Origin of the sequence: Nioella sp. MMSF_3534, assembly GCF_030732985.1 — a bacterium.
Classification (GTDB): Bacteria; Pseudomonadota; Alphaproteobacteria; order Rhodobacterales; family Rhodobacteraceae; genus Nioella.
The window spans coordinates 1-15182 of record NZ_JASHJX010000001.1 but is presented as its reverse complement, the minus strand read 5'-3'; the positions used below and the strand labels follow the sequence as shown (position 1 = coordinate 15182).

The 15182-nt window shown below is 63.4% G+C and carries 14 protein-coding genes; 6 read left to right on the top strand and 8 right to left on the bottom strand.

The window, feature by feature from the left end; translation table 11 throughout:
* Positions 1–2: 2 nt before the first annotated feature.
* On the bottom strand, positions 3–434 hold the full coding sequence (locus RBB16_RS00070; RefSeq protein WP_306044168.1) for a TIGR01244 family sulfur transferase: 432 nt from the start codon (positions 432–434) through the stop codon (positions 3–5).
* Between the two features lie 194 nt (positions 435–628).
* Between RBB16_RS00070 and RBB16_RS00065 the strand changes: the two genes are divergently transcribed.
* Together RBB16_RS00065 and RBB16_RS00060 are read left to right on the top strand one after the other, a co-directional pair.
* Positions 629–946, top strand: coding sequence for a TraR/DksA C4-type zinc finger protein (locus tag RBB16_RS00065; protein WP_306044167.1), 318 nt, complete (start codon positions 629–631; stop codon positions 944–946).
* A gap of 110 nt (positions 947–1056) precedes the next feature.
* Positions 1057–1215: a hypothetical protein gene (locus RBB16_RS00060; protein ID WP_158514316.1), complete on the top strand. Its 159-nt coding sequence runs from the start codon at positions 1057–1059 to the stop codon at positions 1213–1215.
* An 83-nt stretch (positions 1216–1298) separates the two neighbouring features.
* Here RBB16_RS00060 and hemB read toward each other — a convergent pair whose 3' ends face one another.
* Positions 1299–2297 (bottom strand): porphobilinogen synthase, encoded by a 999-nt coding sequence (gene hemB, locus RBB16_RS00055; RefSeq protein ID WP_306044166.1) that lies wholly within the window; start codon positions 2295–2297, stop codon positions 1299–1301.
* A 128-nt stretch (positions 2298–2425) separates the two neighbouring features.
* On the opposite strand from hemB, the gene RBB16_RS00050 reads away from it, so the two are divergent.
* Both RBB16_RS00050 and mfd read left to right on the top strand, forming a co-directional pair.
* Positions 2426–2947 (top strand): component of SufBCD complex, encoded by a 522-nt coding sequence (locus tag RBB16_RS00050; protein ID WP_071689902.1) that lies wholly within the window; start codon positions 2426–2428, stop codon positions 2945–2947.
* Positions 2948–2967: 20 nt separating this feature from the next.
* Positions 2968–6417 carry a transcription-repair coupling factor gene (gene mfd, locus RBB16_RS00045; protein ID WP_306044165.1) on the top strand — a complete coding sequence of 1150 codons (3450 nt, stop codon included), beginning with the start codon at positions 2968–2970 and terminating at the stop codon, positions 6415–6417.
* On the opposite strand, the gene RBB16_RS00040 is transcribed toward mfd, so the two are convergent.
* From RBB16_RS00040 to RBB16_RS00025, 4 genes are read right to left on the bottom strand one after another with little or no spacing between them, the layout of a single operon-like run.
* Positions 6414–7625: a multidrug effflux MFS transporter gene (locus RBB16_RS00040; RefSeq protein WP_306044164.1), complete on the bottom strand. Its 1212-nt coding sequence runs from the start codon at positions 7623–7625 to the stop codon at positions 6414–6416. The genes mfd and RBB16_RS00040 overlap by 4 nt on opposite strands.
* A complete protein-coding gene (locus RBB16_RS00035) occupies positions 7622–8179 on the bottom strand; it encodes an isoprenylcysteine carboxylmethyltransferase family protein (protein WP_306044163.1) in 558 nt (185 codons plus the stop codon). The genes RBB16_RS00040 and RBB16_RS00035 overlap by 4 nt, the downstream gene beginning before the upstream one ends.
* Positions 8176–8820 (bottom strand): DsbA family oxidoreductase, encoded by a 645-nt coding sequence (locus RBB16_RS00030; protein ID WP_306044162.1) that lies wholly within the window; start codon positions 8818–8820, stop codon positions 8176–8178. The genes RBB16_RS00035 and RBB16_RS00030 overlap by 4 nt, the downstream gene beginning before the upstream one ends.
* Positions 8817–10298 carry a class I adenylate-forming enzyme family protein gene (locus RBB16_RS00025; protein ID WP_306044161.1) on the bottom strand — a complete coding sequence of 494 codons (1482 nt, stop codon included), beginning with the start codon at positions 10296–10298 and terminating at the stop codon, positions 8817–8819. The genes RBB16_RS00030 and RBB16_RS00025 overlap by 4 nt, the downstream gene beginning before the upstream one ends.
* A 64-nt stretch (positions 10299–10362) precedes the next feature.
* On the opposite strand from RBB16_RS00025, the gene RBB16_RS00020 reads away from it, so the two are divergent.
* A complete protein-coding gene (locus RBB16_RS00020; RefSeq protein ID WP_071689896.1) occupies positions 10363–10986 on the top strand; it encodes a helix-turn-helix domain-containing protein in 624 nt (207 codons plus the stop codon).
* 124 nt (positions 10987–11110) lie between these two features.
* Here the strand turns inward: RBB16_RS00020 and RBB16_RS00015 are convergent, their stop codons facing one another.
* A complete protein-coding gene (locus RBB16_RS00015; RefSeq protein ID WP_306044160.1) occupies positions 11111–12142 on the bottom strand; it encodes a patatin-like phospholipase family protein in 1032 nt (343 codons plus the stop codon).
* A 112-nt stretch (positions 12143–12254) separates the two neighbouring features.
* On the bottom strand, positions 12255–13040 hold the full coding sequence (locus RBB16_RS00010) for a 3-hydroxybutyrate dehydrogenase (RefSeq protein WP_306044159.1): 786 nt from the start codon (positions 13038–13040) through the stop codon (positions 12255–12257).
* 320 nt (positions 13041–13360) lie between these two features.
* Between RBB16_RS00010 and RBB16_RS00005 the strand changes: the two genes are divergently transcribed.
* Positions 13361–15127 carry an extracellular solute-binding protein gene (locus RBB16_RS00005; protein ID WP_306044158.1) on the top strand — a complete coding sequence of 589 codons (1767 nt, stop codon included), beginning with the start codon at positions 13361–13363 and terminating at the stop codon, positions 15125–15127.
* The last annotated feature ends 55 nt before the right edge of the window (positions 15128–15182 follow it).

Genomic DNA, 15182 nt, shown 5'->3' with positions numbered 1-15182 from the left:
CCTCAGCCCGCGCGGGCGGCCAGCGCGTCGATCTGGCCACGCATGCCCGCCAGTTGATAGCCCGCGGCCTCGCCTGCGGCGATGATGTCGTCTGTTGGCATCCGTCCCGCCTGTGCAAAGGCCCACATGACCGCCGATCGCATGCCCGACGCACAATAGGCCACGACCGGTCCCTGCGCGCTGTCGAGGGCCTCGGCCTGCTCTTCGACATTGTCCATCGTCATCGCCGCCCCGTTCACCGGGTTGAAGATGAAGTCGAGCCCCGCGGCCTCGGCGGCCTGTTGCATGGCAGCGGCCTGATGGCTGGGGGGCACTTCCATATCGGGGCGATTGCAGATCACCGTGGTCACGCCTTGCGCCGCAAGTGCGGCCATGTCCGCCGGATCGAGCTGACCGGCAACAGAGTGATCATCGGAAAGCGGGCGCAGGTCCATCTTCGGTCTCTTCCATCTGGTCCAAGATATGACCCAACCTGACGTGCGGCGGGGGGAATGAAAAGCCGAAAGCGCCGTGAATTCGCCCGGTCCGTTGATCTCGGTCAAAGTGGGGGCAGGCGCCGCGCGATAAGCTCCTGTCCAGACGCCGGATCATGGCGGAATGACAGAACAGCTCCGAGGAGGACCGGAAGATGATCGACCTCGCAAAACGCCGCGAAAGCATGATGAAGCGCCTCGATGCCCTGGATGTGAAGCTCCATGAAATCGAGGACGAGCTGGAAAGCCACAACACCCGTGATTGGGAAGAGGCGGCGGTTGAGCGTGAAGGCGACGAGGTGCTGGAAGGGATGGGCGTGTCCGGACAGCACGAGATTCGCATGATCAAGGCCGCGCTCGAACGGATGGATGCGGGCGAGTACGGGTATTGCGTGAAATGTGGTGATGCGATCTCGGAGGATCGGCTGGAGGTGTTGCCCTGCACGCCCTTCTGCCGCAAATGCGCCAGTTGACCAGAAACCAGGATCGGCCCCGGGTGGGGACTTGCGGCTGATCCTGCGGGGCCGGGCCTTTCGGTCCGGCCCAAAATAAGCGCCCGAAGGCTTTTATGGAGGACCGCCTGATGACCAAACCGAACCCGAAAGAGCCCGAAGAGAAGGGCCAGTCCAAGGTCGATCCGGCGGCTGCCCGTGTCGACAATCCCCGGCCCGCACCGCGCTGGAAACCCGATCCGGCGGTGGAGGAAGAAGACGACGACCTGTTCAACGACATGCCGGTCTGATCCGGCGGCGTGCGCGTTCCCTCGACCACATGCGCCATGGAAGAAACCGCCCCACCGATAATCCGGCGGGGCGGTTTTTCATGTCAGCCGTTCAAGATGCGCGCCACGCGCGGCGCGAAATAGGTCAGCACCCCGTCACACCCGGCGCGGCGGAAGCTCATCAGGCTTTCCATCATGACCCGGTCACCGTCGATCCAGCCATTGGCCGCCGCCGCCTCGATCATCGCGTATTCACCGGACACCTGATAGGCGAAGGTGGGTGCGCCGAAGGCGTCTTTCACATCCCGGCAGAGGTCAAGATAGGGCAGGCCCGGTTTGACCATCACCATATCGGCGCCTTCGGTCAGGTCACGTTCGACGCAGCGCAGCGCCTCGTTCCGGTTGGCGGGGTCGATCTGATAGGTCTTCTTGTCGCCCTTCAGCGCGCCCGAGGCCCCGACGGCATCGCGGAACGGGCCATAGAAGGCGCTGGCGAATTTGGCGGCATAGGACATGATCGAGACATTGCCGAAGCCCTCGGATTCCAGCGCGTCCCGCATTGCGCCGATCCGGCCATCCATCATGTCGGACGGCCCCAGAATATCGGCCCCGGCCCGCGCCTGTGCCAGCGCCATTTTAACGAGCGCCTCAACCGTTTCGTCATTGACGATGATCCCGTCGCGCACGATCCCGTCATGCCCGTTGGCGTTGTAGGGGTCGAGCGCGATATCGGTCATGATCGCCAGATCAGGCACAGCCTCCTTGATCGCGCGGATCGCCCGGTTCGAGATATTGTCCGGGTCCCAGGCAATCTCACAAAGCTCGGTCTTCAGCGACGGGTCGGTATAGGGAAAGATGCAGATTGCGGGAATGCCGAGGTCATAGGCTTCCTGTGCGGCCTTCACCAGGCAGTTGATGGAAAAGCGATGGACGCCGGGCATGGACGACACCGGTTCCTCGATGCTTTCGCCTTCGCGCACGAACACCGGCCAGATCAGGTCATCGACCGACAGGCTGTTTTCCCGCACCAGCGCGCGAACCGAGGCACTGGCACGGGTGCGGCGGAACCGGGTCTTGGGGAAGGGGGCCTGATTGTTGCGCATGGGGTCGTCCTCGCCATCATGTGTTGCAAAATGGGGTGGCATGTTCGCGCAGTTTTCTCAAGGGCTGGAAACCCGCGCGACGCGCGACTAATGTGCCCCGAAATTGTGATCTGGTGGGCAGAGCGGCCTTGGACTTTCTCGAACTTGCAACGGAAGTGATCGACCTCAGGTCGTTTTCGAACCTGTGGTACTGGATCGCTCTGGCGGCCCTGTGGTCTACCGCCAGCCATTGGATCGTGGGCGTTCCTTTCGACATGGTCACCCGCGCGCGTCGCGGGCATGAACGGTCGATCCATGACATGCGGGTGCTGGCCGAGGTCAATGTGAACCGCATCCTCGCGATGGTGGAACTGTCGGGCGTTTTCGCCATCGGTTTTCTTGCTTTCCTGATCACCGGGCTTGCGGTTCTTGGCTGGGGCTACGGGGTGGAGTTCTGCCAGGCGGTCTTCCTGCTGATGGCGCCGATGACGGGTGTTGCCGCCCTGAACGTGCGCACGGCCCACAAGCTGCGCGACACCGGGTTCGAGGATCTGGGCCGGCGCTTGCGCACGCATCGGATGATGGTGCAGATGATCGGCATGGTGTCGATCTTCATCACGGCCTTCTGGGGCATGTGGACCAATCTGCACTACGGCGCACTTGGACTTTAACTTCGCGGGATAAACCCCTCATGGATAAGAAAAACCATGTCCTCATGGGCGGTGTTCCCGAGGGGTTCGACGCAACCCGGCTGCTGCGGGAATTGTCCGCCGGGGGCGGTCCCGTCCTGCATGTGGCGCGCGATGACAAGCGCCTGGCAGCCATGGCCACGGCGCTGGACTTCTTCGATCCGTCCGTGCCGGTTCTGCGCTTTCCGGGCTGGGATTGCCTGCCTTTCGACCGGGTATCGCCCAATGCCGACATCTCGGCCACACGGATGGCGACTTTGGCAACACTGGCGGCGGGGCTGGACGGCCGGTTCATCGTTCTGACGACGCTCAGTTCCGCGACGCAATACGTGCCGCCGCGCGCCTTGCTGAAAAGCTCTGCCTTCGTGGCGGAAGTTGACTATCGCCTGAATGAAGAAGACCTTCGTAACTTTCTGGTTCGAATGGGTTTTTCCCAATCTCCAACGGTGATGGAACCCGGAGATTACGCGATCCGGGGCGGGATTATCGACGTCTGGCCGCCGGGAGAAGACAGCCCCGTGCGGCTTGATCTTTTTGGTGACGTGCTGGATGGAGCACGCCGGTTCGATCCGGCCACGCAGCGCACGACCGAAAAACTGACCCGTGTGGAATTCGCGCCGGTATCAGAGTTCATTCTGGACGATCCCTCCATTGCCCGGTTCCGGCAGAATTACCGGGTGGAGTTCGGCGCAGGCGGCGGCGAGGACCCGCTCTACGAAGCCGTCAGCGCAGGCCGCAAGCATCAGGGCGTGGAACATTGGCTGCCCTTCTTCCATGACCGGCTGGAAACCCTGTTCGACTATCTGCCCGATGCCACGATCACGCTGGATGATCAGACAACGCCGCAACGGTTGGCCCGGTGGAAAACCATTGAAGATCAATACGATACGCGCAAGACAGCGATGACGCAAAAGGGCCGGATGGACACGGTCTACAAGCCGTGCCCGCCGGAATTGCTCTATCTCGATGATGCGACCTGGGAGAAGGCCATCGCGGGCCATCGCGTGATCCAGTTTTCGCCGCTGCCACAGGCCTTGGGCCCCGGTGTGGTGGATGCGGGCGGCCGGATCGGGCGCAGTTTCGCACCGGAACGTCAACAGGAAAACATCAGTCTTTTCGGGGCCTTGGCCGATCACATTCGCACGGAATCCAACCGGAATGCGATCGTCATGGCCTCCTGGTCCGAGGGCGCGCGGGAAAGGTTGCGCGGCTTGCTGGAGGATCAGGACATCACCGATCTGACGGAGATCTCCAACGGGTTGGCCGGGTTGAAGAAGGGGGGCGTCAATCTGGCGGTCTGGCCGCTGGAGCAGGGCTTCACCGGCGACGGGCTAACGGTGATCTCCGAACAGGACGTGTTGGGCGACCGGCTGATCCGGCCCAAGCGCAAGACCAAGCGGGCGGAGAACTACCTGACCGAGGCGCAGAGCCTTTCCCCCGGCGATCTGGTCGTGCATGTCGATCACGGCGTCGGGCGCTACAAGGGGCTGGAAACCGTCACCGCCATGGGCGCGCCGCATGAATGCATCGCGCTGGAATACGCAGGCGGCGACCGGCTGTTCCTTCCCGTTGAAAACATTGAACTTCTCAGCCGCTATGGGCATGAGGAAGGGTTGCTTGACAAGCTTGGCGGCGGGGCCTGGCAGGCCAAGAAGGCCAAGCTTAAGGAACGCATTCGTCAGATCGCCGACAAGCTGATCCGCATCGCCGCGGAACGAGAACTGCGCCACGCCCCGGTGATGGAACCGCCCGGTGACATGTGGGAGGCCTTCTGCGCCCGCTTCCCCTACGAGGAAACCGACGATCAGCTGTCGGCCATTGGCGATGTGATGGAGGATCTCGAACGCGGGCGGCCGATGGACCGGTTGGTTGTGGGCGATGTGGGCTTCGGCAAGACCGAGGTCGCGATGCGCGCGGCCTTCGTCGCGGCGGCCAGCGGCATGCAGGTCGCCCTGATCGCGCCGACAACCCTTCTGGCGCGCCAGCACGCCAAGACCTTTGCCGACCGGTTTCGGGGATTTCCGATCAATGTCAGACAGTTGTCGCGCTTTGTTCCCGCAAAACAGGCCAGCGACACGCGTAAGGGGCTGGCGGATGGCAGCGTGGATATTTGTATCGGCACCCATGCGCTGCTGGCCAAGAACATCCGGTTTCAGAACCTCGGGCTTCTGATCATCGACGAGGAACAGCGCTTCGGCGTGGGCCATAAGGAGCGGCTGAAGGAAATGCGGTCCGAGGTGCATGTGCTGACGCTGTCGGCCACACCCATTCCGCGCACGCTGCAGATGTCACTCTCTGGTGTTCGGGATCTCTCCCTCATCGGCACGCCGCCTGTCGACCGGCTGGCGATCCGCACTTACGTGAGCGAGTTCGACGCGGTCACGATCCGCGAGGCGCTGCTGCGTGAACATTACCGGGGCGGACAGAGCTTCTACGTGGTGCCACGCATCGAGGACCTGCCGGAAATCGAGGATTTCCTGCGCACCCAGGTGCCCGAGGTCAGCTTCGTCGTGGCCCATGGGCAGATGGCGGCGGGTGAGCTCGACGACCGGATGAATGCCTTCTACGACGGCAAATATGACGTGCTGCTGGCCACAACGATCATCGAATCCGGCATCGACATTCCGACCGCCAACACGATGGTGATCCACAGGGCCGACATGTACGGACTTGCGCAGCTTTACCAGATCCGGGGCCGCGTGGGCCGCGCCAAGACCCGTGCCTATGCATATCTGACCACGAAACCGCGCGCCAAGCTGACCCCTGCGGCAGAGAAACGGCTGCGGGTTCTTGGAAGCCTCGACAGCCTCGGCGCGGGCTTCACAATCGCCAGCCAAGACCTCGATATTCGCGGGGCGGGCAACATCGTGGGCGAGGAGCAGTCGGGCCATGTGAAAGAGGTGGGATTTGAGCTTTACCAATCCATGCTGGAAGAGGCGATCGCCAAGATCCGGTCGGGCAACATGGAGATGTTGACCGACGACGACGGGCAATGGGCGCCGACGATCAACCTTGGCGTTCCCGTGCTGATCCCGGCCGATTACGTGCCCGATCTCGACGTGCGGCTTGGGCTTTACCGGCGCCTGTCGCAGCTTCACACCAAGGTGGAGCTGGAGGGCTTTGCGGCCGAGCTGATCGACCGCTTCGGGAAACTGCCGAAAGAGGTCAACACGCTGCTGCTGGTCGTGCGGATCAAGGCGATGTGCAAGCGGGCGGGGATTGCCAAGCTCGATGGCGGCCCGAAGGGCGCGACGATCCAGTTCCACAACGACAAGTTTGCGAACCCGGCGGGGCTGGTGGAATTCGTGCAGGCCCAAAACGGGCTGGCCAAGGTGCGCGACACCAAGATCGTGGTGCGGCGCGACTGGACGAAGGACAGCGACAAGATCAAGGGAGCCTTCGCCATTGCCCGCGATCTGGCGGAGAAGGTGATTGCGGCGAAGAAGGCTTAGCGTCCCTCACGCGGCAGGCGGGTCGCGATCACCAAACTCGCACCGGCGACCAGCAGGACCGACAGCACCAGCGGCGTGGGCGTTCCGTTGAAAAGCTGCCCGATCACGGCCCCGATCACCGCGCCCCCGACGGTGGCGACAGCCCCCATGACCGAGGATGTCATGCCCGCGATATGGCCCATGGGCTCCAGCGCCAGGGCGTTCAGGTTGCCGATGGTAAAGCCGGTGGCGGCGAACTGTCCTGCGGTCCAGACGAGGAAGACCCAGAAGGTCCAAGCTGGTTCGGTGCCGATGGTCAGGAATACCAGCCCGGCCCCGGCAGAGACAGCGATCTGCCCCATCAGCGCCCGACGGATCAGCGGCCGCATGCCAAGCTTGACCACAAGTGAGGCATTCACCAGCGGCGGCAGGGCCGCGAAAACCGCGATTCCAGCAAACCAGAAATGGAAATTTCCTCCCCGGTCATAGGTGATGTCAAAGACCTGCTGAACGGAACTGATCGTGGCGAAGAGGATGCCAAAGATCATGATCTGGATCAGGGTCGAGAGCATCACTTGGCGATGGCTCAGAACCTCTTTCATCCCCGCCCACAGCATGGCGGCCTGAAGCGGACGGCGCTTCTCGACCGGCAGGGTTTCGGGCTGACGAATGCCGATCCAGGCGGTGGAAACCGCCGAGAACAGAACGAAGGCCAGGAAGATTGACCGCCAGCCCGCCAGCGCGATGATGCCCGCGCCGATCATGGGCGCGACGGCAGGGAAGATCATGAAGACGAGCATCGCGAAGGACATGATCCGCGCCATCTGGCGGCCCGAATAGAGGTCGCGGACCAATGCCATCGAGGCGATGCGCGGGCCAGCCGCTCCAAGCCCCTGAATGGCGCGGGCGGCCAGCACCAGTTCCAGCGTCGGCGCATAATAGGCCATGACGGCGCCAATCACATAAAGCCCCGCGCCCCAATAGATGATCGCCTTGCGGCCAAACGCGTCCGACAGCGGCCCGGTAACCAGCGTGCCCGCCCCCATCCCGAAGACGAAGGAGGTCAGGACAAGCTGCGCGAGGTTGGCGGCGTCCGGCGTCAGCTCTTCCGCGATCTCGGGCAGGGCGGGCAGCATCGAGTCGATGGAAAAGGCGATGGTGGCAAACATCATCCCCATGAGGGCGATGAACTCGCCCTGGGACAGGCGGCGGGAGGTAGAATCGGTCATGAGCGGCTCGAAAATCTCGGCAAAAGGAACGGTGTTTTAGCGGAATGAGCCGCGAAGAGGTCTGGGTAGCGCGATTGAATGGCGCGGTCCTCGACCCCTGATCCGTATCCCAGCATGACGCAGGCGGCAAGCCCGAGGATCAGCGCCTCTGGCGAGCCGATGATCAGCGCCAGCCCGGCGATGCTGACGATCTGCCCCAGATATTGCGGATGTCGGCACAGCGCATAGGGGCCATTGGTGGTCAGGCCCACATCCCATCCGCTGGTACCCTTCAGCCCGAGCGCCGCCGTGGCCCAGGTGTGAAGCAGACTGCCCATGACGGCCAGAGGCAGGCCAAGGCCAAGACGCAGCCAAGCGGGCAGGATCGGTGTCTGCCCCCAGGTCTGCACCAGCCCCACATAGATCAGCGTGGTGAGCCCCCAGGCCCATAGCGCCGTGAGGAGGTTACCCTTTGGAGGGGGCCATGGGCCATGGCCGGGGGCGCGATCCGACAGGACAAGGATCACCGCCCAGATCACGATTGCAGAAAGGCCGAGGATCAGCCCCGCGCTCATTCAGCCTCTTTCATCAGGCCCCGGATATCTTCGATCACCTTGCCCCACAGCTCGGGCGGCTGCGCCCCGGTCAGCACGTGCTGGTTGGCGACAACGAAGGTGGGCACACCCGTTACGCCGCGTTCGCGGGCATGGGCGTCGCGGGCGCGGATATCGTCGGCATCGGCCTCGCCCGCCAGAAGGGTAGCGATCATGGCGGCATCCAGACCGCATTCCCCGGCAATCTCGGCCAGCGTCGCGGCGTCGCCGATATCGCGCCCATCCACGAAATAGGCCTTGAACAGCGCCGACACGACCGGCGTCTGGCGCTGCTCGATCCCCGCCCAGTGGATCAGCCGATGTGCGTCCAATGTGTTCGGGGTGCGTCCTATCCCTTCGAAATTGATCTTCAACCCGGCCGTTTCCGCATGTTCCACAACTGGCGCATAGGCGCGCACCGCGCCCTCCTTGCCGCCGAACTTGGCCTCCAGATAGGCGCGCCGGTCCATACCGTCCGCTGGCATCTCGGGGTTCAGCTGGAACGGGTGCCATTCGATGGCGAAGGGATGGTCGCCCGCGGCCTCTAGCGCGCGATCCAGATAGGCCTTGCCGATATAGCACCAGGGGCAGATCGGGTCGGAAAGGATGTCGAGCTTGATCATGTCATGTCCCTGATTGCGGCGGCCAGCGCCTTTCGGTTGAGTTTACCGTTCCCGCCACGCGGCAGCGCGTCGAGGCGGACATAAAGCCGAGGTTGCTTGTAACGGGCAAGACAGTTTTCCGCGTGCCCGCGCAGGTCGGGATCGGACAGATCGCTCACATGCGCCAGACAGATGATATGCGTCTCCTCTCGGATTTCCACCGAAACGGCCGCGCAATCCTCGACCAGCGGCGCAAAGGCGCGCTCGATCTCCTGCGGAGAGACGCGGAAGCCGCCCGCGTTCAGCATGTCGTCCGAACGGCCGTGGTAGATGAGCGACCCGTCCGCGTCCTCATGCACCATATCGCCGGTGACGAACCAATCGCCACTCAGGGGCAGGTCAAAGCCGTCATCGTCAAGATTTCCCAGCATCAGGCCGGGATCGCTGCGGTGGATGGCAAGCTGGCCGGTCTCTCCCTTGGGTAGAGGCTGCCCGTCAGGATCGAGGATCGCGATCTGCCGACCTTCCTGCGCAAAGCCGAGCGTATGCGGCGGCGCGGGCCTCTCGGGACAGCCGGAGATGAAGGTGGAGCATTCCGACATGCCGAGCGCCTCATGGATCGTGGTGCCGGTCGCCCCGGCCCATGCCTCGCGGATCGGCTCTGGCAGCTTTTCCCCGGCGCTCAGCCCATGGCGCAGTTTCGGCATTGGCGGCATGGGTCCGCGCAGCATCCGGCGATAGACACCGGGGGCGGCGGCGAAGATCGTTGCATCATGGCGTTTGAGCAGCAGCGGCAGCGTGGCAGGATCGGTGCCTTCCGCCGGGATCAGCGCGGTCGCCCCCACGGACCACGGGTCCAGCAACCCGGTACCAAGCGTGAAGGTCCAGTTGAACGCGCCTGCATGCAGCAGCCGGTCGCTGTCGCGCAACCCGTACCAGCCCTGATGCATCATCCGCCGTGCCCAGATGGCCCGATGCGCATGGGCGACGGCGCGGGGGCGGCCGGATGTGCCGGAGGTGTAGACCAGATAGGCCAGACGGTCGGGATCACCCATCTGGTAGGTGGCGCGGTCATGGTCGGCCAGCGCCTCCAGATCCGACACCACAGGGCAGGGCAGCGGATCGGGCAGGGCGATGCCGTCATGGGCAAGGATCAGCTTCGGGGCGATCTCGGGCGCAAGGCGGCTTATTTCCGGGCCGGTCAGTTGGGCGGAGGTCGGAACCGGCACCAGCCCCACGGCAATGGCCGCGAGATAGGCCACCGGGAAATCGGGCCGGTTGCCGAGCCTGAGCAACACCCGGTCGCCCGGCTGCAACCCCTGCGCCAGCAATCCGCTGGCCGTGCGCAACACCCGGTCCTCCAGCCGCGCAAAGCTCCAGCGATCCGACCGTGTGGGCGACAGCACCGCCAGCGCGATCTTGTCCGGCAGGCGCGGGGCCTGGGCCAGCACATAGGCCGCAAGGTTGAACGGGGCAGGGCAGGGATCGGTCAGAGGCATGAAACCGGCGTAGGCCCCACGCGGGACAGTTGCAAGACCCGGTGGCGCGGGCTACATCGCAGGCATGGATTTTTCTGACGAACCCAGCCTCATACGCCTCGCCCGCGAAAGCGGTACGCAGGATCGCCCGCAACCGGTGGACCTCGCCATTCGCGTGCGCGAATTGCGCAAGCAGCGGGAATGGACGCTGGAACAGGCGGCCCAGAAGGCCGGGCTGGCGCGCTCGACACTGTCCAAGATCGAAAACGGCCAGATGTCGCCCACCTATGACGCGCTGAAGAAACTTGCGGACGGGCTGGATATCTCGGTGCCGCAGCTCTTCACGCCCACGGTGAACCCCAAGGTCAACGGCCGCCTCGCCGTGACCCAGACCGGCGCGGGCGAGCCGCACCCGACCGCCACCTATGAACACGAAATGCTGGCCCCGCAGCTGACCCAGAAGGCCATGCTGCCCTACCGCGCCCGTATCCGCGCCCGCAGCTTCGAGGAGTTTGACGGATGGGTACGCCATGAAGGCGAAGAATTCCTCTACGTACTGACCGGAGAGATCCAGCTGATCACGGAATTCTATGCCCCGGTGAACATGCGCCGGGGCGACAGCGCCTATTACGACGCCACCATGGGGCATAACGTGATCTCGGTCAGCGCCGAGGATGCAACGATCCTCTGGGTGACCTGCCTGGGATAACCCTTTCCCCTCGCATTTGACGAAAATTGTCAGCGCCCCCTTTCAGCTTGGTAAAAATACCTCGGGGAGCGCGAGGGGCTGGCCCCTCGCTCCCGCCCTGACCAGCCGCGCATCGGGTTGGGGGTCAGTCGAACATCGCCCCAAGATCGGCGCTGCTCTCCTGCCCGATACGGTCCCAATGCTCGGCGAGAAAGGCATCGCAGCCCGCAAACCCGGCCTCGAACAGCTGGTGCAGCACCTGCGGAACCGGAACCACCTTGGTGGCCACCGAAAGCTGCCGCATCAGCGCGTCGTCCGAGATCATGTGGACCAGCACGTTTTTCATGCTGCCCGGGGCGAGCGCCCCATCCGCCAGCAGGCGCTGCACGAAACGAATGGCGCGCAGCTCGCTCAGCAGCGAGGCATTGAAGCTGACCTCGTTCAGCCGGTTCTGAATCTCCCGCGCGGTTGTCGGAACATTGTGGCGGATCAGAGGGTTGATATTGACGATCAGGATGTCGTCCGGAAGATACGGTTCAAAGAACGGGAAAAGGGCAGGATTGCCGGTATAGCCCCCGTCCCAATAGGCCTCGCTCTGGCCGGTTTCACGATCCTCGATCTCCACCGCCTTGAACAGCGTCGGCAGGCAGGCGGAGGCCAGAAGCGGCCTGGTGCCGATCTCATCGCCGCCAAAGACCCGGATCTTGCCGGTCCGCACATTGGTGGCACAGACGAAGAACGCCGGTCCCTCCGCACAACAGATGTTCTCGTAGTGGAACTTCTCGACAATCGGGGACAGCGGATTGCCGAAGAACGGTCCGTAATTATAGGGGCTGACCATGCGGCTGACCGCGTCACCGATGGCGAAGGGCAGCGAGGTCTCGATCCAGTGGCTGATGGCCAGCGGGGAAATGGCCCCGAGCCAGGCACTGAACCGCTCATCCGTGATCGCCCCCATCTGCTCCCACAGCCAGGCGAGGTTTTCTCGCGCCAGATCTCGGCTGCCCCGGCTGAGCCCCGCCTTGACCGCCGCGCCATTCAGCGCGCCCGCCGAGGTGCCGGAAATGGCGGCGATCTCGATGCCGGGCTCCTGAAGCAGCCGGTCGAGGACACCCCAGGTGAAGGCCCCATGAGCGCCGCCACCTTGCAGGGCGAGGTTGATGCGTTTGGGTATCATTTCCGGGGTTTGATCTGTGGCATGGTCGGGACGCCTCCGGCGGGAGTATTTTTGCCAAGAAGAAGGGGCAGGGGGCCCGCGTTAACCTTAATGTGGGGCTAACGCGGAGGGGTCAGAGGGCCGTCCAGCCGCCATCGACGCTGATCGTGGTGCCGGTGATCTGGGCAGCGGCATCAGAGCAGAGGAAGGCAGCGGTGCCGCCCATCTGTTCGACAGTGGCAAATTCGCGCGAGGGCTGGCGCAGCAGCATGACCTCTCGCACGACCGTATCGCGGTCCATGTCATGGGCCTTCATCTGGTCGGGGATCTGCGCCTCCACCAGCGGGGTCAGCACGTAGCCGGGGCAGATGGCATTTGCGGTGATCGGCTCTTCGGCCGTTTCCAGCGCTGTGGTCTTGGTCAGGCCGACCACGCCATGCTTGGCGGCGATATAGGCGGATTTATAGGGGCTTGCGGTCAGGCCATGGGCCGAAGCGATATTGATCACCCGTCCCCATCCGGCGGCGCGCATCAGCGGCAGGGCGGCAGCGGTGGTATGGAAGGCAGAGCTGAGATTGATCGCGATGATTGCATCCCATTTCTCGACCGGGAACCTGTCGATCGCTTCCACATGCTGGATGCCCGCATTGTTGATCAGGATATCGCAGGCCCCGGCCTGCTCGATCAGCGCGCGGCATTCCTCGCCCTTCGACATGTCGGCCTTGATGTAGCGGGCGGTGACGCCGTGTTCGGCCGCGATGTCCGCCGCGATGGCGTGATCTTCGTCGCGGTCCGTGAAGGAGTTCAGCACGATATCCGCCCCGGCGCGGGCCAATTCGCGGGCGATTCCCAAACCTATCCCTGAATTGGAGCCGGTGATCACGGCGGTTTTTCCGGCAAGCGAAGTGGTGATGGCCATCGGAGGCTCCTGTCCTGTGCGATTTGCCAGCACCGTAATGCTGCACTTGCAGTATGGACAGAGGCAAAAGCCGCGCAGCCGCACCAAAAAAAACGCCGGCACGAAGCCGGCGTTAAGTTATTGAGGCAGGTTTCATACAGGCAAGAAACCTATCGAGCAGTGCATCCTTTATAAGCAATCACTTGCTCAGAGTCCAACCGAAAAGTTTGAAACCCAATTCAGGGAAGAGTAGCGTCATGGATAAGCAAACAAGGCATCGAGGGGATTGTTTACAGATGAGCAGGAATTGTTTCAGACAGATTGCATCGGTTTTCGGGGTCATGGCGATTCTTTCGGGCGGCGCCGCGGCAGAGCCGTCCTATGGCATCGCTATGTATGGCGACCCCGCTTTGCCCCCAGATTTTGCGCATCTGCCCTATGCCAACCCCGATGCCCCGACCGGTGGCCGGATCGTCACCGGTGAGGTCGGCAGCTTCGACAGCCTCAACCCGCATATCCGTGCAGGATCGACGCCGTGGCAGCTGCGCTTCCTGGCTTATGAAAGCCTCATGGGCCGAAGCTGGGACGAACCGTTCACGCTCTACGGCCTTTTGGCCGAATCGGTCGAGGTCGGCGAAGGCGGGGCCTGGGTCGAGTTTCAGCTGCGTCCCGAGGCCCGATTCTCGGATGGCAGCCCGGTGACCGTTGAAGATGTGATCTGGTCCTATGAGACGCTCGGCACCGAGGGGCATCCGAGATACCTGAACGCGTGGAACCGGGTGAGCAGCATCGAGGCCGTGGGAGAGCGCGGCGTTCGGATCAGTTTCAGCGAACCGGACCGGGAATTGGCGCTGATCATGGGGATGCGGCCCATCCTACAGGCGGCGCAATGGGAGGGGCGTGACTTTACCGAAAGCGGGATCGACGCGATCCCGATCTCAAGCGCGCCATATGTCATCGACGATTTCGAGGCCGGGCGCTTCGTCTCCCTTCGTCGCAACCCCGATTACTGGGGCGCTGACCTGCCCTTCCGCCGGGGCACCAACGTGATTGACGAGATCCGGCTGGAGTTTTTCGGCGACGGCACTGCCATGTGGGAGGCGTTCGTCGCGGGCGAGATCACCACGATTCGCGAGACCAATGCCGCCGACTGGGAGACCAATTATGATTTCCCGCGTGTGCAATCGGGAGAGGTCGTGCTGTCCGAGGTGCCGCATGAACGGCCTACAGGGATGTGGGGCTTCGTGATGAACACCCGTTCGCCGCAATTCGAGGATTGGCGGGTGCGCGAGGCGATGATCCAGGCCTTCAATTACGAATTCATCAACCAGACGCAAAACGGCGGGCTTGCGCCGCGTATTACGTCCTATTTCTCCAACTCGATTCTCGGGATGGAGCCGGGCGCGGCTGAGGGGCGGGTGCTGGCGCTGCTGGAGCCTTTCGCGGGCGACCTGCTGCCCGGCGCGCTGGAGGGCTATGAATTCCCGGTCTCCGACGGGCGAGAGGCCAACCGCGCGGGCATCCGCGCCGCCATGGGGCTGATGGAGGAGGCGGGCTATTCCGTGCAGGAAGGTGTGATGACCGGTTCTGACGGCCAGCCCTTCACCTTCGAGATCGTGCTGAGCCAGGGATCGGCCGAGAATCAGGCGATCATCAATATCTATGTGGAATCGCTCTCTCGTCTCGGGATCACGCCAACGGTGACGACCATCGACAGCGCCCAGTACCGCGAGCGTACCGATGCCTATGATTTCGACATGACATACTTCGCGCGCGGCGTGTCGCTGTCCCCCGGAAACGAGCAATATCTCTACTGGGGCTGTGACATGGTCGATGTGGAGGGCAGCCGGAACCTGATGGGGGTCTGCAACCCGGCCATCGAGGCGATGGTGGGCGAGATGCTGACGGCAGAGAGCCAGGATGACTATCGCGCCGCCGTGCGGGCGCTCGACCGGGTGCTGACCTCTGGGCGCTATGTCATTCCGATCTGGTATTCGCCGGTCAGCCGCATTGCCCATGTGCGCGAACTGCATTTTCCCGAGACGCTGCCCATCTATGGCGACTGGCTGGGGTTCCAGCCTGATGTCTGGTGGTATGAGGAAGAATGAGCGGTTTCGCCGCGGCTTTGGCCCGCGCCGACCGGGGGGGGGGGGGGGGGGGGGG